17 protein-coding genes are annotated in these 19,463 nt (G+C 44.9%); 9 read left to right on the top strand and 8 right to left on the bottom strand.

The window, feature by feature from the left end:
- Positions 1 to 8: 8 nt before the first annotated feature.
- The 4 genes from RTL34_RS02510 to RTL34_RS02495 all read left to right on the top strand — a co-directional run bounded on the left by RTL34_RS02510 (position 9) and on the right by RTL34_RS02495 (position 7,884).
- On the top strand, positions 9 to 2,249 hold the full coding sequence (locus tag RTL34_RS02510; protein ID WP_312114356.1) for an FtsW/RodA/SpoVE family cell cycle protein: 2,241 nt from the start codon (positions 9 to 11) through the stop codon (positions 2,247 to 2,249).
- Between the two features lie 75 nt (positions 2,250 to 2,324).
- Positions 2,325 to 5,357 carry a penicillin-binding transpeptidase domain-containing protein gene (locus RTL34_RS02505; protein WP_312114354.1) on the top strand — a complete coding sequence of 1,011 codons (3,033 nt, stop codon included), beginning with the start codon at positions 2,325 to 2,327 and terminating at the stop codon, positions 5,355 to 5,357.
- Positions 5,358 to 5,373: 16 nt separating this feature from the next.
- On the top strand, positions 5,374 to 6,918 hold the full coding sequence (locus tag RTL34_RS02500) for a hypothetical protein (RefSeq protein ID WP_312114352.1): 1,545 nt from the start codon (positions 5,374 to 5,376) through the stop codon (positions 6,916 to 6,918).
- A gap of 72 nt (positions 6,919 to 6,990) precedes the next feature.
- Entirely contained in the window at positions 6,991 to 7,884 is an 894-nt protein-coding gene (locus tag RTL34_RS02495; RefSeq protein WP_312114350.1) for a pseudouridine synthase, read from the top strand.
- 5 nt (positions 7,885 to 7,889) lie between these two features.
- Here the strand turns inward: RTL34_RS02495 and thiE are convergent, their stop codons facing one another.
- The 5 genes from thiE to RTL34_RS02470 form a co-directional block, all read right to left on the bottom strand.
- Positions 7,890 to 8,552 (bottom strand): thiamine phosphate synthase, encoded by a 663-nt coding sequence (thiE, locus tag RTL34_RS02490; protein ID WP_312114348.1) that lies wholly within the window; start codon positions 8,550 to 8,552, stop codon positions 7,890 to 7,892.
- Positions 8,542 to 9,003 carry a GNAT family N-acetyltransferase gene (locus RTL34_RS02485; RefSeq protein WP_312114347.1) on the bottom strand — a complete coding sequence of 154 codons (462 nt, stop codon included), beginning with the start codon at positions 9,001 to 9,003 and terminating at the stop codon, positions 8,542 to 8,544. Before RTL34_RS02485 ends, thiE begins: the two co-directional genes overlap by 11 nt.
- 22 nt (positions 9,004 to 9,025) lie before the next feature.
- Positions 9,026 to 9,958 carry a lantibiotic ABC transporter permease gene (locus RTL34_RS02480; protein ID WP_312114346.1) on the bottom strand — a complete coding sequence of 311 codons (933 nt, stop codon included), beginning with the start codon at positions 9,956 to 9,958 and terminating at the stop codon, positions 9,026 to 9,028.
- A 249-nt stretch (positions 9,959 to 10,207) separates the two neighbouring features.
- Positions 10,208 to 10,510, bottom strand: coding sequence for a polyhydroxyalkanoic acid system family protein (locus tag RTL34_RS02475; protein WP_312114344.1), 303 nt, complete (start codon positions 10,508 to 10,510; stop codon positions 10,208 to 10,210).
- 72 nt (positions 10,511 to 10,582) lie between these two features.
- Positions 10,583 to 11,182, bottom strand: a complete 600-nt coding sequence (locus RTL34_RS02470; RefSeq protein WP_312114342.1) for a TetR/AcrR family transcriptional regulator — start codon at positions 11,180 to 11,182, stop codon at positions 10,583 to 10,585.
- A 223-nt stretch (positions 11,183 to 11,405) separates the two neighbouring features.
- Here RTL34_RS02470 and RTL34_RS02465 point away from each other — a divergent pair, with 223 nt between their 5' ends.
- Genes RTL34_RS02465 through RTL34_RS02445 form a run of 5 tightly spaced genes read left to right on the top strand, consistent with a single transcriptional unit; the run spans position 11,406 to position 16,806 of the window.
- Complete coding sequence (locus RTL34_RS02465) at positions 11,406 to 12,155, top strand: SDR family NAD(P)-dependent oxidoreductase (protein ID WP_312114340.1); 750 nt, start codon at positions 11,406 to 11,408, stop codon at positions 12,153 to 12,155.
- A 49-nt stretch (positions 12,156 to 12,204) separates the two neighbouring features.
- Positions 12,205 to 13,881: an NAD(P)/FAD-dependent oxidoreductase gene (locus RTL34_RS02460; RefSeq protein ID WP_312114338.1), complete on the top strand. Its 1,677-nt coding sequence runs from the start codon at positions 12,205 to 12,207 to the stop codon at positions 13,879 to 13,881.
- Positions 13,882 to 13,887: 6 nt separating this feature from the next.
- Positions 13,888 to 14,829 (top strand): DUF1365 domain-containing protein, encoded by a 942-nt coding sequence (locus tag RTL34_RS02455; RefSeq protein WP_312114336.1) that lies wholly within the window; start codon positions 13,888 to 13,890, stop codon positions 14,827 to 14,829.
- A 29-nt stretch (positions 14,830 to 14,858) separates the two neighbouring features.
- Entirely contained in the window at positions 14,859 to 16,331 is a 1,473-nt protein-coding gene (locus tag RTL34_RS02450) for a class I SAM-dependent methyltransferase (RefSeq protein ID WP_312114334.1), read from the top strand.
- Between the two features lie 58 nt (positions 16,332 to 16,389).
- Positions 16,390 to 16,806 carry a DUF2177 family protein gene (locus RTL34_RS02445; protein ID WP_312114332.1) on the top strand — a complete coding sequence of 139 codons (417 nt, stop codon included), beginning with the start codon at positions 16,390 to 16,392 and terminating at the stop codon, positions 16,804 to 16,806.
- A gap of 73 nt (positions 16,807 to 16,879) precedes the next feature.
- Here RTL34_RS02445 and RTL34_RS02440 read toward each other — a convergent pair whose 3' ends face one another.
- From RTL34_RS02440 to RTL34_RS02430, 3 genes are all read right to left on the bottom strand, one after another.
- Positions 16,880 to 17,611, bottom strand: a complete 732-nt coding sequence (locus tag RTL34_RS02440) for an SDR family NAD(P)-dependent oxidoreductase (RefSeq protein WP_312114330.1) — start codon at positions 17,609 to 17,611, stop codon at positions 16,880 to 16,882.
- Positions 17,612 to 17,614: 3 nt separating this feature from the next.
- Positions 17,615 to 18,658: an NAD(P)/FAD-dependent oxidoreductase gene (locus RTL34_RS02435; RefSeq protein WP_312114328.1), complete on the bottom strand. Its 1,044-nt coding sequence runs from the start codon at positions 18,656 to 18,658 to the stop codon at positions 17,615 to 17,617.
- A gap of 132 nt (positions 18,659 to 18,790) precedes the next feature.
- On the bottom strand, positions 18,791 to 19,306 hold the full coding sequence (locus tag RTL34_RS02430; RefSeq protein WP_312114326.1) for a fasciclin domain-containing protein: 516 nt from the start codon (positions 19,304 to 19,306) through the stop codon (positions 18,791 to 18,793).
- Between the last annotated feature and the right edge of the window lie 157 nt (positions 19,307 to 19,463).

Genomic DNA, 19,463 nt, shown 5'->3' with positions numbered 1-19,463 from the left:
AAAACCCCATGCTAAACATAGTGAGTCGTACAAAAGCCAGCAAAAAACCCAACGCCAAAGCGCAAACGTTGAGCGAAATCATGATTTTAGCGGTGGTATGGCTCCTGTTAATTGGCGCATTTTTACTGGCAGATTACGCCCATTCGCCCAAACTGCAGCGTTATCAACTCGAATTGATGAGCTATACTGAAGGCATCGCCAAACCGCAACTGCTTAGCAAATATTGTGGCGACAACGTTATTACTAATCTGTATGACAACCGTAATGATCCTAACTATGGCATGACTCAAGCTTGTGCCCAAGCCAGTCAGCCCACACAATTAATGAGTGAGGCAAAGCAACATTTTGCCAAAACCCAACAAGCTTTAGCGGCGGCATGGCAAGCCCAAGGCAAACAGCAACGCCAAAACGAATTGGTTGAGAATGAAACCGAAGTGAATTTGGGTGGCGATAAACTCAGCAATCGCCAAGATTGGCTACACCTTAATGCTAGCGGGCAACTCGATAGTTTAGACAACTTAATGGCGGTAAAAACCGATAAATTATCCCCTGCCGACCAAGCTAATTTTGCGGTGTCATTACTTGCGGTTGCCGATGGCAATCGACGTTTTGCCTACAATCGCCTGTTTAGCAATCAGCCCGCCATCGCCAAATTGTTAAATCAATCGGCAAATGATGTCGCCAGTATCTATGACGCCAATAACAACCAACAAAAAGCCTTGCAAGCGAACAATTTACTGCCGTTAATTGGCACGCCCATGCATTTGGGAATGCTCACTCAGGTGTGTATTTGGTCATGGGTGACGTGGGGCTTGCTATGGCTGTCGCGGCGTAAGCATTGGTTGGAAGTGTTACCGATAGCCATCACCGTGTGGGGATTGGTCATTGCGGGTGTTAGCCATAGTGTGATATTGCCGATGATGGTGGGGGGCGTGCTTTTTTGCGTCGGCGTGCTACTGAGTGTATTGACGATTTTTTCGCCCATGCGTCGGTTGATGGAAAAATTCCCCGACAACCGTGCCATGCTGTCATCCGCGTGGATTTATCCGTTGTTTGTAGGCTTTGCCACCTTTGGCTTGATGATTTTGTTTGATTTAAGCACCCGTAGTTATCTGTCACTGCGTTATATTTTTCTCAATCATTTCAAAGATTTGTTTTGGTGTTTTGTGTTTATTAGCCTGGCTCGCCCGATTAGCAGTTTGGTTAGTTGGGGGCTTAAAACCCTCGTTGCCAATAACTTACTACACAGCAGTTGGGGCAATGTCAAATCGGCGATGACTAAAGCCCGTGTGTGGCTGCTTGCCTTTGCGGTGGGTTATTTGGGCTTGGCAGTGTTGATTCACAGTGACAGTGCGAAAGTCGCTGAACTGTCAAAGATTTGGCTGATGGTGTTCTTGGGCGTGTTTTTGGCGATTAACCAACGCGGCTTGATTAATCATCTGTTTTTCCGCTCCAAAAAAATGACCCTGCTGCTTGCTTTCGCGGTGGTGTTGCCGTTTATTGCACTGGGTATTGCCAATGAAAAAGGCACCATGTTGGTATTTTTGTTTTTGTTTACCTTTTTGGTGGGCGTGGCGCTATCCAACAAAATTTTCCAAATGGGCGGTCGGGGTTATATTTTGGGCGTGTTGTCGAGTACCGCGATTTTGCTTTTGCTGATGATGGTATTGGTGAATTTAAGCGGGTTTGATGCGCGTACTGCCGAGCGGGTCAATGCGTGGGTCAATCCGTTTGTGGCGAGCAACGATCAGATGGCGATTTTGCATTGGTTTCGCGATAGTGTGCCGATGATTGGCTATGGATTTGGCGATATTCCGTGGTGTGGTTATCACTTAACAAACAGCCATTTGTCGGGCTGTCAAGGCGTACCGCTACAGATGCAAAGTGACTATACCATCACTTCGGTGATGGCAGTGGTGGGTATCGGGGCCAGTGTGGGGCTGATGATGGTGTATTTTGCTTGGCTTGCGCTCATTGCCCGTCAGCAGATGGCGTTTGCCAGTGAGCAGATGAAATCACGGCTGTTATCGGGCGGTTATTTTTTGCTGGCGTGGGTGATTTTGCTGTGGGTGGTGATTACGGTGTTTCAGGCACTTGTCACCATTTCAGGGAATTTAGGAATTTTACCGCTCACGGGGGTGACCTTGCCGTTTTTAAGTTATGGCACCAGTAATTTATGGCTCAATAGTATTATGCTCAGTTTGGCGCTGTTTCAGCCAAAGCTGATGTTGGACGGCAATAAACCATAAACCGTATGCTCAATAACTTATCCAATTGTAGAAACGTCAAATTTTAGTAAGGCTTGCAAAAATTAAAGGTTCAAAATGACCGAAAACCAAACCCCGAAAGACGAAAACAGTCAAGAAACTATGAACAGTGGCAAGTTAGAAACTGTTCAAAAAATAGATTCTAACATCTTACCACAAGATAATAATGTCACTGATTCAACCACAGAGATTGAAGAAACAGCCACGCCTGCCAATACCTCCGACAATACGCAAGCAAGTGAAACAAAAAATAGTAACAAAAAAATCAAAAACGACGGTAAAGTTGCCAGTTTTCGGGTTTCTCAAGCGCTTTACAAAACCATTTTGACCAACTTACAAGTAATTTTGGTGGTGTTTGTTGTCGGCCTTATCGGCTGGCTGGCCTGGTATCTCTCGCCCTTAACCGCCTCAAATACCACGTACAATGCAGAGGCGAATGAAAACGCCGTGTCACTTGTCGTCGATAATCTGGGTATGGCGGATGTGGTCAACCAAGCCAACAGCCAAAATACTAATACCCAAAGTGCAAACGCTAATCTATCAACTTCGGTCAACGCCACGCCTGCCAAAACGTGCGACTTAATGCAGCCCAAAAACCAAGCCCGTTTTACCGACAGTATCAACCGAGTTAATCAAAGTCTGCTCAGCTTGTATCAGCAAAAACGTCTAGCCAACCAATACCAACTGCAAACTGCCAGCCTTTGGCAACAAGCCTGTGAGCAACATATCAACGAAGACGCGTTAGCCTTTGCGCTAAAAACGCTTGCCAACCCAGAGCGGTTGTTGCAACTACAATGGCGAGAACAACAGCCCAATCGCCGCAATCAAAACGACCCCAATGTCGCACATATGCCAACCAATTGGCTCACCCAAACCAACCCTTGGTATGGGCTACCGGGCTGTGTATACATCAAAACCGCCAAAACGGCGGACAATCAAACAGGCTATCTGTATGTCGATAGTCGTGGCAATACCATGACTGACACAGGTGACGTTGACTCATTAACCCAGCTTTGTAACAACCCTAGATTGATTCCGATGTCGGTCAAGTCCTTGGCGGTCAAACCATTGACAGGGGCGGCGACTTTACCCAATGCACCAGCATCTGACCCAAATAATGCTTTTAATAAAACCAAAAACGATATTCAAAACCAAGCCAATGGCGTGTTGCAAACCCTACAAGACAAACCCACGCAAGACCCGAAGAAACGGATTGCCTCCACCAGCAAAACTGAGGTTGCTTTGCCGACCAATCTAGGGTTGATGTATAGCGAATTGTCCAACATTCACGCCAGCCATTTTGACCGCCAGTTATTGGATGCTTATCAAAGCTACCAACAAAAAAATGATCAACGCAGCTGGTGGCAAAAACTCACGGCACCGCCAATCAATAGTATCAATGTCGATGGCTCGGATATCAAAATCGGCTACAACATGGCGTTAACCTTGGATCCCGCTGTACAAACAACCGCCCAACAAGTAGCGGATTGTGTCACCAATAACCCCAATGGCACGGACTGTAATAACGTGCTATCGCCTGCGTTGCAAAATGTCGCCAATGGCATGTATGAGAACGCCTTGGTACGCAGTATCGGTATCGCGGTGATTGACGTCAAAACCCAAGGTGTGCTTGCCCTTGCTAGCGCTGACTCCAATTGCTACCGTGCCGATAATGGCGATACCACGATTAAGCCCACAGGTTGCCCGATACTGTGGAAAAAAGACTGGAGCAAGCAAAATCTCATGAACCATGCGTTATACCAAACCGTGTACCCAGGTTCGACCGTTAAAACCGTACAAGCATTGGCACTGGTACGCGCCAATCCGCGGTTTAAAAATATGCAAACCCCTGAAGCGCAATATCTCAAACAAGTGATGGCAAGCTCATCCACCGAAAAAGTGGCGAATTTTTTATATTGTCACCGCACGACCAGTGCGATGTCATTGCAACGTGACCGACAAGGCGTTTGCCCAGGTATGCCAGCCTTTAAAAAAGCCAGTGATGACATGGGATGGAGTGTGAATTGTGCCGGTAAAGGGGGAGTGAATTGCGGATTTAAAGATTTATTGTTTGGTAAAGCCTATAATAGCGACCCGATGCTACAAAGCCGCTATTTTTCAGGTGTACTGCTCACCGATGGCAAGCAAGATTACACCACCAAGCAATTACAATTTACCGAAAGCCAAGTGGCAAGCTGTGTCAAAGCCAATGGCGGACGTATGAATGGGGCGTGTCGTCAAGGGGGCGATATGCTCAATGCCAGCATGAACCAAGTGTTTGGCGCAGGTAATGCCAAAACCTCGGTACTGGGTGTGTCAGATATGTTTGCCAATCTGCTGATTGCCGATAATGGCGCGACCCGGCGTCGTGGCGTGCATTTGATTGAGGATTTGTGGGGCGTCAATCAAATTCCGCTGCGTCCTAAAGCCTGGCGAGGCAATGCCCAAAGTCAAGAGACATTGACCACAGCTACCAGCCAACTCGGCGCCATGCCACTGGGTATCAACCAATCTGACGCCCGCGGTGCGCTTAATTTATTATCAGGTACGCTGCTAGCAGGCACAGGTTTGGGCGGCGGCAACGGCACAGCTTTTGCTGCCTGTAACCAAGCGATTGGTAGCTGTGCATGGACACAGGGCGTGATAGTGGGCAAAACAGGCACGCCCGGCTTTAACTATCCAACCCGCCAAAACGGTCGCAGCTTTTATACCCCCAATGTCACCGCCAGTATGGTGGCAAATCTGTGTAACAATGCGGACATTCGCGCAGGCAAAACTCAGCCATCGGTGGCGTGTTATGCTCGTCCGTATAAATGGTTTGTCTATGGGCTAAAAGACAAAAATGGCAAATGGGATAAAGCGGTAGCGGTATTGGTTGAACGTAACTGGACTAAAAATGGCTTGGTCGATGACCCTCGCGATGGCATTAACCGAGCGGTACAGGCAGGCATGATATTAGCCAAACAGATGTATCAAAGCTCAGCGATTAGCCGTCCTACCAGCGCCAACCCATTGGCTGATTCAGTGGCTAATTCAGCCACTGATGCTACGCAAGCTGTTAAAAAAACACAACATCAATCAAAAAGTTAATCATTAAGAGTAAATTATGGCTTACATCACCACCAATCACCGTTTTATCATTGACGACAAACACCCAAGCGATGTGTTTGATGAAATGGAAAATTTCTTTAGCCTATACACCACCGCCATTGATGACTTACAGCGAGTGAGCGTTCAGCTTTCCGTGCCGACGAGTTTTGATATCACTGCCAATAAGAAAATGGCAGAAAGCTACCGACACTTTACCCAATCGCTCAAATACACCATGCCTGATATTCATATCTTGCCGCTTAAAACCCATGCCGCCCAAACAGCGGATGACGACGACATAGCCAGCGAAGCAGATAATTCGGTCATTTTGCTGATTCAACGGCTTGACGGCTATGCGCTAGATGACGAAGACGAGAACCCCAGTCTGTATAGAAGTGTGTTAGGGCGACTGATTCCACGTTTTGCTGAAGAAAAATCCGAGGCGGGATTCTACCCTGAGCGCACACAAATAACTTTGCCAGAACCCATTCAGCCACCCGTGCCTTCATCGGCGATGCCACAACAACCGATTGTGCAACCGAGACCACAGCCTGTACCGCCCGCGCAATCACCCATACAACCTTCAGCACCTGCAGTTGCGCCGATGCAGCCGCCGCTGGTGAATACTGAGGCTATGCCATCTGTATCCTCTAAGCCACAACCTCCAAGGGTGCAACCACCGGTTCAAACGCCAACACCTGTGTCCAAGCCGATGGTAACTGTGTTGCCAAACATCCAAAAATCCGCCAAGCCGTACCAAGATTTATTGACCGATGCGATTATGGCAGCGGCGAAACAATTGGTGGATAAATCCCAAGTCATTACTCAAATTACATTAAAATCCAATGATGGACTGACAACCGCGATGGTGGAGCAATTATTTAGCAGTTTTAATCATGCCCATCAATCCACCCATACCCCGCATGATGCCATTGATTTGGTATCTTACGGTTATGAAGTATTAAAACTTAAGCTTGCCACAATTGGGGTAACCTTGTCCGACGAAGCGCAATTTGGGTTAAAAGCCAAAGTGCAAGCCACGCCAACTGATATCGCACGTTTGCAAAAAGGTGAAGTGTTTAGCAATGAGATTAAACTGGGTGTTAAATTCATGACTCAGACTCAGGCACAGCCAAACTCAAATCATCATACATCAGCAAGCCCGCCCGCTTTTAGTACTGCTAGTACTGCGCCACGCCAAGCGCAAAGCAAACTGCCGCAGTTGAACCAAAATCTACAGCAGATTGTTTTGACCATAAAATCTGTGGATGGGCTAGGGGAGCGCCAACAAAAAGTACGCGAGTTTCCGATTGTGTTTGCTAGTCGGGAAGCACAAATCGCGCATGCCTTACGTCTATTTGCCGCCAATGACCTAAAGCTTGCCAGTGGCGTGTATTTTGTGATTGTCGAATCTCAAGGACAGCTGCTGATTGATGAGATTGACCCCAACATCGCAATTACCCGAAACGGTCAACCTATCAAACAACATGATGTTTTGCTGCCCAATGATGTGCTAAGCATTAATCATGCGATAACTGTGCAGCTGTTGTTAACCCATTAAATGGGCGTAAAGTAAAACAGCATCGATAAAGTGGTTTTTTAAGATGATAGATTTAACATGATAGAGCATGGCATGAAACCCAGTAAGTTATATTTACCCCATGATAAGTCGTTTAAGGGTGGGCGGCTTATCGATTATTTGGCGGCGCATTTTTCTCATATTAGTTTGGCAAACTGGCAACGACGGTTTGACAGCGGTTTAATTAGCCTTGAGCGTGGTGAGCCGCTCAAACACGATTCGCCCTATTTGGCAGGGCAAACTATCTTGTACTATAGGCAAGTTGAAAATGAGCCTATCATTCCATTTGAGCCCAATATTCTTCATTTGGATGAACATTTACTGGTGGTCGATAAACCGCATTTTTTACCCGTCACACCGTCAGGTCACTATGTCAGTCAAACCCTGCTAGCCAAATTAAGAAATCATCCAGATTTACAGCAGTTAGCGGTAAATGATATTTCACCCTTGCATCGGTTGGACAAAGACACGGCAGGCGTGATGTTATTATCGGTTAATCCAAGTAGCCGAGGTTGCTATCATGCGCTGTTTGCCGATAGACAAATACACAAAACTTACCACGCCATAGCACCGACTCGCAGCGATTTATGTTATCCCTTTCACATTCATTCCAGACTTGAGCGTGGCGAGCCGTTTTTTTTGACCAAGATGACCCAAGGTGAGCCGAATGCGCATACCACAATTGAATTGATTGAAAATAACGGGGCGTTTAGCTTATACCGATTAACCCCGGTGACGGGCAAGAAACACCAATTGCGGGTACATATGGCAAGTTTAAGTATGCCGCTGTTAAATGACAATTTTTATCCCACTGTCAAGCCCCAAGGCAGTAGCGATTTTGCAAAACCGTTAAAATTGCTGGCAAAATCCATTGCGTTTATTGACCCTATCACTCAGCAAGCAAGGCGTTTTGATAGCCAGCTACGGCTGATAAAAAATTCTAACTGATTGATTTATTTAATTTTTATCATTTCTTTAAGCTGCTGACTGGCAAGTTTGACATCTTTTTGCCCCAAAATTGCAGAAACGACTGCCACGCCGTCAATCACATCACCAGTGGACGTGTCGGCAGCTTGCAGCGATTGTTGTAAGGCGGGCAGGGTGGTGTGATTGATACCACCAATGGCGACAATCGGAAGCGTTACCGCTTGTCGTATTTGCGTTAAGCTCGCTATGGTAACTGTTTGTGCATCTTGTTTGGTGGATGTGGCAAACATCGCGCCAACGCCCAAATAATCTGCGCCGTCTGCTTGCGCTTGGATGGCTTGCTGGGCAGTGCGCGCGGAAACCCCAATGATTTTATCCTTGCCTAAAATTTGCCGAACCACGCCACAAGGCAAATCACTTTGACCGATATGCACCCCATCTGCCTCAACTGCTAGGGCGATATCGACGCGGTCATTAATCAGTAATGGCACGTTATAGTGGTGGCAAATCGCTTTGATACGCAGCGCGCGCTCATAGAACTCTTTGCTAGCAATCGCTTTTTCTCGAAGCTGCACCAATGTCACGCCGCCCAATATCGCTTGTTCAACGGCTTGTTCAAGCGTTTGCTGTTGCAGGCAATTGCGATCTGTGACCAAATACAGCCGATAATCAGCACGGTTATGCATCATGTTTGACTTCCAATATCATATTGACATGCTCAATGCCGTCTTCAAGGTAACAGTCACCTTGTATACAAAAGCCGAGCGCTTGATAAAAGTGTATCAGATAAGTTTGAGCAGCGATAAAAATCGGCTGGCTAGGGTAGTATTGCTGGCAAATTTCAATGGCTTTTTGCATCAAATCATGCCCATAATGGTGACCCCGAAAATCGCCAACCGTTAACACGCGACCAATCGCGACATAACCCAAATAATGATAATCAGCTGGGATAATCCGCGCATAACACACCAGATTATTATTAATAAAACCCTGTAAATGCCAACACACCAAGTCGGTATCATCAATTTCTGGATAGGCGCAGTGTTGCTCTACAACAAACACCTCACAGCGCGCCTTAAAAATGCCATACAAGGCTTGTGATGATAACTGTGGCAGTAGATTGAGTTGAAACGTTAGCATACGAATAAATCGAACATCTGCATTATTTTAAGCTGGCTTGGCTGTCGATAGTATGCCATTTGACCATTTTTTTACCCAATAACGGCAAGCAAAACGAAGGCAATTGGTACGCGCCAATCAGCGGTAAAAACATCGCACCCATAAACGGCGTGGTGATGGTATACGCCAATAACACATTGCGGCCACCGCAAGCCAGCGCAGAGATAATGGCGTTTTCATAGCCAAAGCGGCGGTATAAAAAATAGGCAGAAAAGTAAAATACTAACGACAAGACAGTGCCCAAACCAAACAAGCTTAACGCCTGCATGGGATTGGTGTCAAAGGTATGTCTAAAGCCCGACATCAATCCAAGCGGAAACATCATCAGTAGAATAATGTTAAACTTGGCAATTTTTGGATAATAAGTATTGAGCGTATCACGGGGAATGTATTGGCGTGCCGCAACCGCCAAAATCATGGGGGCGATAATGTAAATCAACAACCGCTTAATATACAGGACAAAGTCTAAATGGGCGTCCTTGCTGCCAAGTAACCACAATATGACCAGTAAGCTAATAGGCATGACCAACGTGGCTGTGATGGTTTTTGCCATGGCTAGCAGTGCATCAAAACCCACTGCATTCACAATAGCGCCCGTACCAAATAGCGGTGCGGTGGCTGACAGACCCGCGATAGCCAACAACAAATCACCACGCACACCTAGCAAATAAGCAATCAAGGTCATGGCTAAGCTCATCAGCGCACTTTGGAAGATGGCAAATCCCCAAACATATTGGGTCGTCATGCGTCTAATCAGCTGGGTTTGGTCAATGCCCAACAAGGTAAAAAACATCAAGAAAAATAAAATCTGCGGCAGAAGCCCAAGGACAAAATGCGACAAGTCAGGAAATATAAATCCAATCACGCCAAACAATGGCATAAAAATCGTACTGTGACGGGCAATAAATCCAATCATGATAAATCCTTGGCGATTTTAATGATAAACAAACAAACGATAAATAAATAATTGAGTGAGCATACTACTCATTATTGATTGATAAATGCAAATGATTTTGCTGCTAATTGTCATTTCATCATTAAATTAATCACTGTGCCATATATCCCATTTTTGACGCCGGTAGCTTTCATTTCGCATAATGTATATTATGTTAAATAAAATAACTCAAACTAAACGCTAACTGCCACTTAAACCTCACCGTGTCTGCTAACGGTCTTTCACAGCTTGCAATGCGTTATCAAGATTTTGATTCACCGTCTTTTCTATCAGTGGCAAAAAACTTTTGAATAAAAACCCAAGCTTTGCTTGCATATCAAATACTTTATCATCCACTGTTAACATACCTGTCACACCGGCACGAGAAAAGTTGACGCGTATTTGCTCATCACTGCGCACTACATCGCAATGCATTTTATAGTCTTTTTCTGCTGATACAATCCAGTCTTCGGTTATCTCAAAGGCTTGGGCTTTACTGATGCCATGCTCACGATGAATCACAAAATTACTCATACTTTTCTACTTTTTTTCTACGCTGTCTTAGGTTTTTAGCTATCTATTTTTAGTGGTCTGCGTTCGCTTAATCTAGGTTAGCCCTTCAAAACACGTACGGGTCACGATAGCGATAATCTCATCATCGTTATACAGCTGCGATGAGCGTAAAAACCCCAGTACAGGGTCACAAGCTCTGGCATATAAGGTATATAAAATTGCCAGGCCTGGTATGTTGCTTTGCAACCTGCCCTCTGCTTGCGCTTGCTCAATCCATTCACCGATGCTATCTGACAACATGACCAAGTTGTTGGTGTAATCATCATTGGCAATTAGCAGCTCGCGTAGCTGGGAGTTCTCACTCGGTAGATTCGGCATTTTTTGCGCCAGTTTTAGTCGCATCGCCCACTGTGTCAGCGCTTTGAGCTTATCGATGGCGGTTTGGTCGGTCGCGTTTAGCTGATTGATGACCTCAAGCGCTTTATGCATGATATCAATCAGCGCCGCCATGCCTAGCGCTTCTTTACTGGGAAAATGTCGATACAATGACGCCTTGGCAATGCCCACCGTATCGGCAATCTCATCGACGGTCATCGCGTCATAGCCTTTGGTGGCTAACAAATGGTTGACTGTTTCAATAATCAGCGACTCACGCTCTAGCATCATTCGCTGTTTAAACGTTAACTTTTTCATCACAAGTTTCTAATGTTTTTCAGGTTTCTAATATTTATGAGGTTAAAAATTAGCTAATATTATACTACAAATGTTTTTATGATACTTATTATTTGATTATATACCAATAATTATATTTTTATACTAAATAGTATAAAAACTATTGCCAACCATCGGCTACTCTTTTATAGTATGCGATAAGCCGTTGTCAAAATTTTGTATTGAGTTGTTATATTGAGTCGCTATGATGCCCAGCCCCCATTCCTCAAAGCCATTATCCATCGTCATTACAGGTGCAACCTCAGGCATCGGTTTACAGTTGGCGATGGATTATCTAAGCCAAGGGCATGAGGTGTATACCGTGGGTCGAAACAGCGATGTTTTGCACACATTGGCAACGATGGGAGCAAAAACGATTCAGCTTGACTTAACCGAGTATGATGCCGTGATGCAAGCTTTTAGCGACATTAAAACGCTGGATTTATTCATTGCTGCGGCGGGTATTTGTGAATACATTGACATGCCAGACTTTGATTCGCGGTCTATCATGAGGGTGATGAACGCAAATTATGGCTCGTTGGTGCATGCCATTGAAGCACTACTACCCGCCCTGAAGGCAACTAAAGGTAAAATTGTCACCGTCGGCTCGGCTTCTGCTTTGGTGCCCTTTGTGCGTGCAGAGGGGTATGGTAGCTCAAAAGCGGCAATCCATTATCTGAGCAAAACCTTGCAAATGAGCCTGCAACCTTATGGGGTCAAAGTGGCTTTGGTAGTGCCGGGCTTTGTCAAAACGCCGATGACGCTGCAGAACGACTTTCCAATGCCTTTTTTGCAAACTGTACAGCAAGCCAGCCAAGCCATTCAACACGGGATTGCCAATGATGATAATATCATTGAATTTCCGCAGACATTGGTACAGCCCTTAAAGCTATTGGCAAAGTTACCTGATACAGTATGGCATTTTGTGGGTTCAAAACTTTCTCATACGACTTAATCATTTGACTTGTTAATCATTTGACTTGGCTTTAAAGGTATATCCGCACATGGCAGTGTTTACAAAAAAATCCCCGCGCTCTAATCACACAGTCCCCAAGACTGTGGTGGCTAATCCTATAGCAGCCAAGCCTACTAAGCCAAATAGTAGCACACCAAAGATTGCCATTATTGGCAGTGGTGTATCAGGGCTAACGTGTGCGTATTATCTCAAGGACAGTCATGCAGTGACGGTATTTGAAAGCAATGATTATATAGGCGGGCATGTCAATACGCTGGATGTCACTGTTACCGAGCGCTCACTTTTTGACAATCCTTTTTTTAACAACCCGTTTAGACCATCAACGGAAAAAGTCGCCATCGATACAGGGTTTATTGTATTTAATGAGCGTACTTACCCCAATTTTATTCGCCTGCTTGATGAACTCAATGTGCCATTTCAAAAAGCTGAGATGAGTTTTTCGGTTAAAAACACTTATATTAATTTTGAATACAATGGTCACACGTTAAACAGTCTGTTTTCTCAGCGCCGCCATGTGCTAAGCCCTCGATTTTGGCAATTTGTTCAGCAGATTTTACGCTTTAATCGCGAGACCAAATCACTATTAGCAAATTTTCGCCAAGCCGATAAAATACAGCAAGCGGCTTTAAGCCAGCAAACACTCGGGGATTATTTAGACAGTCATGACTATGGCGAGTTGTTTAAAACCAACTACTTGGTGCCGATGGTATCTGCGATATGGTCGATGGGAATGGATGACGCCAAGCGTTTTCCCCTACTCTTTTTTGCCCAGTTTTTTGATAATCATGGTCTGCTAGATGTGGTCAATCGTCCACAGTGGTTTACCTTGGTGGGCGGCTCAAAGCAATACGTCAATGCCTTAATCACTCGGCTTGCAGCAGCAGGTACAACCCTGTATATCAATACCCCAGTGCAATCGGTCACGCGTGGCAAGGATGGGGTTAGCATTGAATTTATTCATCAAGGTAAGCGTCAAACCCAAGTGTTTGATGACGTTGTATTTGCTTGCCATGCCGATGTAGCAAGACGTCTACTAGCTGACATCACTGAGACAGAATCGGCTATTTTAGGGGCTTTTGAGTATACCGATAACGAAGCGGTTTTGCATACTGACACCCAAGTTCTACCCAAAAAACCGCTGGCTTGGGCAAGTTGGAATTACGCGATAGATAAACCCACCGCACGCGTGGCTGACCAAAAACCTATATTGACGTATCACATGAATATCCTTGAGCGATTGAGCGCAAAACATAACTATTTGGTGACGCTTAATACACCGATTAATGAGGCGCATGTCATCAAACATGTGGATTATCGCCACCCTGTATATGACAACAAAATGACCAATGCCCAAAAACGCTGGCATGAAATTTCAGCGAAGCAGCATACCCATTTTTGTGGCGCTTATTGGTTTAATGGGTTTCATGAAGATGGGGTAAAAAGTGGCTTGCGGGTATGCCAAAGTTTGGGGGTGGATATCGATATTTTGGTCACTACCAATACCACAGTTGCCACAACCGCTGCACAAATCAAACGGCTATCTAAGCCCAGCAAACCGTCGGCAAAATTTACCGTATCAAAGTTACCGAGCCACGCTGATAAAAAACGCTCGGTGCTGCAGCGACGGCAAGTAACCGCCACGACCAACCATGCGTTTTGCCAAAACCTAGCGCATGATGGTTTGTGCAACACCCCTCAAAGGTAAATCATCATGACATTTGCCCATCAAATCCTGCAAGGTATGACTTGGCATGCCAGACAACTCCCTACCCCTCATGAATTTCATTACCCCTATCGGTTTTGGGCGGTCAATTTAACCCAGCTAGCGGACAATCCATTACCTAATGTAAATATGAGCGCCAGTCATGTGCCAACATGGTTGCCCCAATGGCTGAAAAAAAAATGGCTGAAAAAATCGCTGCAACAATCATTGACTCTCCCTCTGCTATCGCAGCACCATTGGGCGCTTTATCAATTCCATCAAGCAGATTATTTTGCTATCAATCGATTAGACCCCTCTTTGGACAACTGTCTAACCGCTTCAGTAGGACAACCTGCGCCATCGGCTAGTTTATTGGTCAAAGCCCAACAAACTTGGCAGCAATTGACTGGCAGTCAGCCGACTGGCGAGGTGGTGGCTTTGGTCGTGTTACGTAATATGGGTTGGTATTTTAGCCCTGTCAATTTTTATATTGGCTTTGATGAGAACCACCAGCCAAGCCATTTTTTGGCAGAAGTCTCTAACACCCCTTGGAACAAACGCCATTACTATGGTTTTTTACTCGCAGGTGAAAAGACCTTGTACCAACATGACAAAGGTTTTCATGTATCGCCTTTTAATCCCATCAATCAGCAATATCATTGGCGTGTTGAGATTCACCCTAAACGCTATGCATCGGCAAATGACAATCCCGAGCAAAATGGCTTTGATGTTGTGATTGATATTGGACTGACAGATAGGCGTGGCAAAGTGTTTAATGCAGGCGTGAGTCTAAAAGGCGTTCAATTGGACGAGGCTTCGGTGATAACGGCAATTAAGCGCCGACCCTGGATGAGTGCCACATCATTACTGCAAATTTACTGGCAGGCTTTTAAATTATACGTGCTAAAACGTGTACCTTATCAAGCTTATAACCAACGTTTACCCCAGTAATTTACTGAAATTTTTTATGGGAATTGACTATGACACCGTCTTCTTTAGAGGCTAAAAACACTGCAATCTCTCACCCGTCAAATCACCTATCAAAAGGTAAGGAGACCTCGGTTAAACGCCGTCAATCCGATTTAGCCAAGCGGCGCTCGTTTACCGATTACCTACCCTACCCAATTGTTGATCATCTGCTCACGCCCGTTCAACAAAGTGCGGCAAAAGCGGCACGGCAAATAATATTTTTATTGCTATCAAAGCTCAAACAGGGTCATCTGACCGTCATTGAAACCTTCCATCAGTCTGACCATGTAGCGAGTAAGGTAGCGACTCATAAAACCTTCGGTGTTAAGGTGCTGAATACTGATCTTGTAACACAGTCGCCAGTGAGCGATACACAACGAACGCTAGGGGAACAAATTGGCAATCATCCTTTGGCAGTGACACTCACCATCCATTCACCGCAAGTGTATCAACACCTATTAACAGGCGGTTCGATTGCTTTTGCTGATGATTATATTGATGGTTTGTGGCAAGCCGATGATTTAACAGCATTTTTACGCTTGATTGCCCGCAATTTGACCCTCATCAATACCATCGAAGCCAAATTTGCCAATTTTACCAAACGCTGGGAACACCGCCAACACCGCAATCGGCATAATGATAAAAACAACGCCAAATCCAATATTTTAGCCCATTATGATATTGGCAATGCGATGTATGCATTATTTTTGGATGAGCGCATGATGTATTCATCGGCAATTTATCCGACACCCTTCTCAAGCTTGGCGGCAGCACAAACCCACAAGTTGGCAAAAATTTGTGAATTAGCTGAGTTAACAGCTGACGACCATGTCATTGAAATCGGCACGGGCTGGGGTGGGTTTGCTATTTATGCCGCCACCCAATATGGCTGCCGTGTCACCACCACAACTATCTCAGACGCGCAGTATGAAGAAGCCAAACGCCGCATTGCCGCTGCCAATCTAACCGACAAAATCACCCTGCTAAAACAAGATTATCGTGAGCTTACCGGCAAGTATGACAAGCTGGTCAGTATTGAAATGATTGAAGCGGTGGGTCATGAATATTTGCCAGATTTTTTTGCCCAGTGTAATCGACTGCTCAAAGATAATGGGCTGATGGTATTACAAGCGATTACCTTTAATGATCGGGGTTATCAAAAATATTTGCATGGTGTGGATTTTATCCAAACCCATGTTTTCCCCGGCGGGTGTTTATTGTCTAACAGTGAAATTCTTAGCCAAGCGCGTGACCATACCGATATGCAAGTAACGTCATTGGTTGATTATGGCTATGACTATGCCCGTACCTTGATTGATTGGCGCTATAACTTTATGCAGGCGCTACCGCAGCTCAAGGCGCTCGGCTATGACGATGCGTTTATGCGTTTGTGGCATTTTTATTTTGCGTACTGTGAAGCAGGATTTTTGGAAAAAACCATTGGCGTGGTGCAAGTACGCCTTGAAAAAGCCCAATACCGTTAACCCAATTCGTGCAGCAACGGGTTCATGACAATCAATAACAAGACACAAGGATTTAGCAATGGCACCATTAAACTATCTGTGGGTATATCTGATCGCCGTCATGGTATTTTTGGGTATTGATGCCGTATGGCTTAAAACCATGACCCAACGCTTTTATGCCCCGCGCATTGGACATTTACTCAGTGAATCACCCAATATGACGGCAGCAGGCGTGTTTTACCTATTTTATGTTTTTGCGCTTTGTGTGGTAGTCATCTATCCACAGCTAAAAGCTAACGCGTCATTAACGGTATTGGCAGGATATGGAGTGGTCATTGGGCTGATGGCATATGGAACGTATGATTTTACAAGCTTAGCATTACTTAAAGGTTATGATAAAACTGCGGCACTGGTTGATTTCATTTGGGGCGGCTTTGTCACAGGATTAACTTGCGTGATTGTGGGCATCATCTACAAAAACTGGTTGATGGATTAGGCTTACGCTAGGTACGAAGCTACCACCCTAATACAAGGCTAAGGCACAATTTTAAGACTGATTTAAGGCAGATTTAAGGCAAAATTTCTTTGCCGTCCCAAGCCCAAATTTTGCCCGAGTCTTTAGGCGTAAGCTGATGCAAAACCTTAAGTAAACTTTGTGCTGAGAACGCTGCGGTAAATAACTTGCCTTCTGCCACATTTTTTTGAAAGGGTTTGGATAACTCACTGGCTACCGTGCCAGGGTGCAAAGCAACAATAATTGCGTTGGGGTTTTTTCGTTGCAGTTCGATGCTTAAGTTTTTAATGCCCATATGTAAACTTGCTTTTGCCATTCGATAACCATACCACCCGCCCAAGCGATTATCCGAAATACTCCCTACCCGTGCCGACAATACGGCAAATAGCGACTGGGAGGATTTGTTTAAGGCGGGCAAGGCGTATTTAGCAATCATCATCGGTAATACCGCATTGATATGGAAATATTGGTGCAGCTGATCGGCTGTGATATCACGCAGTGATTTTTCAGGCGCGATGTGTTGAGCGTCGATTTTAGACTCATGTAATAACCCAATCGTCACAATGACACTGTCCAACGCTTGAGTGCTGCTTATCGCTTTGATAAGCGCGGCGACAGCCAGTTCATCATCAAAATCAAGCTGATGAGGGACGATATGAGGGTGGCTAAATGCCGGGGGTTTTCTGGCAATGGCATGAATGGTGGCATTTGGATAGGCGATAGTCAAAAAATCACAAAATGCCTTTCCAATCGCGCCAGAAGCACCAAATATGGCGATATGTTGCATATGCTACTCGCTTTTTAGTAATTCAATCATCGCTTTTGCCAGTTTTTGACCACTTAAGTAAGCAGACTCGACATCACCCTTAAGTAGCCAGTCCCCACAGACACCGATATTTTGGTCGCTATCTAGTAGATAGCCTAACTGGTGGTTACCTGATTGAAGGTTAACCGCTTCGCCTGTGGCATAGCGCCAGTGGTGTATGTCTTTGTGTGCTGCATTCGATAAATCGATACCCAATACTTGACTCGCCGCTTGTGTCAAATGGTTGATACAGGCAGTTTTATCCTCCTCAATATGTCTATTGGTCCATGCTGGGGTACTATGAATCACAAGGCTATAACCGCCTTCGCGATGGGGTTTTGCACTATTGACGATAATTTTACCGATATCCTCACTCTCGATTTTGGCATACTCATAGTCTAAAGCTAGCGGCGTATCAAATCCTAGCATCAGCACACTAGAGGGCATGAGCGCATATTTATTCAACACTTTGGTATGTAGCGATGTTTGAGCAAAGCTTTTTGCTTGTTCTACAGGCATTGCCGAAATAATCCAATCAAACTGACCCAACGTTTCACCCTTGTCACTTAACAACTCCCAACTATTAAAAATCGGATGATGGTCAATGATAGAGGCTACTCTAGTATTGCGCTGCACAGTTAAGCCACGGGCGAGATGTTTACCAATGGCATTCATGGCGGGTATGCCGACATAGTAGTCAGAATAGCAGTCAGAGACTTTGGGCACGGAGTGTGGTTTGGTAGATACAGTAGATACAAAGGAATTATCGGGGGTAGCTTGGTCAACTGCCCACACTGCAACCACCTCTTCAGTGAGTAATTGATTGACAAAACCTTGAAAATCGTCGTCACTGGCAGTAAACGCGGCAACACCATGATCAAAATAAAATGGTTCAGCACGGCGCGTTGCTAGTCGCCCACCGATGCCACGGGATTTTTCAAAAATCACTACGTCGTGCCCTGCTTGTTGCAGCGCTTTACCACAAGTTAACCCTGCCAATCCTGCACCGATAATGGCAATCCGTTTCATAGTTTTACCCGCTCTATACGATTTTTGAAAGTTAAAAAAATAGCGATGACCGGTATCACCGCTATGCCATCAGACCAATAAATTGTTGGCTACTATAACTATCCATAAAAACGACAATTTATGGCTGATAACTTATCTTTTTGGCAATATGACACGGTCAATCACATGTACCACACCATTGCTCGCTTTGATATCTGTGGTGACAATGTTGGCAATACGTCCATTGGCATCTTGTAATTTACCATTTGAAGTCACCATGACGTTTTGACCTTGTAAGGTTTTAACCATACCTGGCTTAACATCTTTTGCCATCACTGTGGCTGGCAGCACATGATAAGTTAACACAGATTGCAATAACGGTTTGTTTGCAAACAATTGCGCTTTGGTCATACCGAGCTCAGCAAGTAAATTCGCAAAGGCAGCATTGGTCGGCGCAAATACGGTGATGTTTTTAGTGGTCGCGACAGTGTCGGCTAGACCTGCGGCTACCACCGCTTCAACCAATATTGAAAAATCTGGATTTGATTTTGCTACATCAACAATGTTAGCTGCGTGCATCGGTGCATGAGCGGTATGGGTTGGCGTCGTGGCACAACCGGCTAATAACGTAGTAGAAATCGCTGCTGCTAAGAAGGCTTGTTTTAACATACTTAATTTCCTTACTTAATTATGATTGTTGGATAAAATACAGGTCAGCTTTTTAAGCTAAATTAACTTTAACTGATAAAATTAGAATTTTCAATATGTTTTTATACTAAAAAGTATAAAAAATACTACTTATTTTAATATATACTATTAGGTAAAA

The sequence above is a fragment of the Moraxella sp. CTOTU47915 genome (assembly GCF_031986685.1).
Lineage (GTDB): Bacteria > Pseudomonadota > Gammaproteobacteria > Pseudomonadales > Moraxellaceae > Faucicola > Faucicola tetraodonis.
This window is presented reverse-complemented; position numbering and strand designations above follow the sequence as displayed.

Bases quoted from the DNA above. Each gene is read 5' to 3' on its own strand.
- RTL34_RS02510 (WP_312114356.1), top strand. From the start codon at position 9: ATGCTAAACATAGTGAGTCGTACAAAAGCCAGCAAAAAACCCAACGCC.
- RTL34_RS02505 (WP_312114354.1), top strand. From the start codon at position 2,325: ATGACCGAAAACCAAACCCCGAAAGACGAAAACAGTCAAGAAACTATG.
- RTL34_RS02500 (WP_312114352.1), top strand. From the start codon at position 5,374: ATGGCTTACATCACCACCAATCACCGTTTTATCATTGACGACAAACAC.
- RTL34_RS02495 (WP_312114350.1), top strand. From the start codon at position 6,991: ATGAAACCCAGTAAGTTATATTTACCCCATGATAAGTCGTTTAAGGGT.
- thiE (WP_312114348.1), bottom strand. From the start codon at position 8,552: ATGATGCATAACCGTGCTGATTATCGGCTGTATTTGGTCACAGATCGC.
- RTL34_RS02485 (WP_312114347.1), bottom strand. From the start codon at position 9,003: ATGCTAACGTTTCAACTCAATCTACTGCCACAGTTATCATCACAAGCC.
- RTL34_RS02480 (WP_312114346.1), bottom strand. From the start codon at position 9,958: ATGATTGGATTTATTGCCCGTCACAGTACGATTTTTATGCCATTGTTT.
- RTL34_RS02475 (WP_312114344.1), bottom strand. From the start codon at position 10,510: ATGAGTAATTTTGTGATTCATCGTGAGCATGGCATCAGTAAAGCCCAA.
- RTL34_RS02470 (WP_312114342.1), bottom strand. From the start codon at position 11,182: ATGAAAAAGTTAACGTTTAAACAGCGAATGATGCTAGAGCGTGAGTCG.
- RTL34_RS02465 (WP_312114340.1), top strand. From the start codon at position 11,406: ATGATGCCCAGCCCCCATTCCTCAAAGCCATTATCCATCGTCATTACA.
- RTL34_RS02460 (WP_312114338.1), top strand. From the start codon at position 12,205: ATGGCAGTGTTTACAAAAAAATCCCCGCGCTCTAATCACACAGTCCCC.
- RTL34_RS02455 (WP_312114336.1), top strand. From the start codon at position 13,888: ATGACATTTGCCCATCAAATCCTGCAAGGTATGACTTGGCATGCCAGA.
- RTL34_RS02450 (WP_312114334.1), top strand. From the start codon at position 14,859: ATGACACCGTCTTCTTTAGAGGCTAAAAACACTGCAATCTCTCACCCG.
- RTL34_RS02445 (WP_312114332.1), top strand. From the start codon at position 16,390: ATGGCACCATTAAACTATCTGTGGGTATATCTGATCGCCGTCATGGTA.
- RTL34_RS02440 (WP_312114330.1), bottom strand. From the start codon at position 17,611: ATGCAACATATCGCCATATTTGGTGCTTCTGGCGCGATTGGAAAGGCA.
- RTL34_RS02435 (WP_312114328.1), bottom strand. From the start codon at position 18,658: ATGAAACGGATTGCCATTATCGGTGCAGGATTGGCAGGGTTAACTTGT.
- RTL34_RS02430 (WP_312114326.1), bottom strand. From the start codon at position 19,306: ATGTTAAAACAAGCCTTCTTAGCAGCAGCGATTTCTACTACGTTATTA.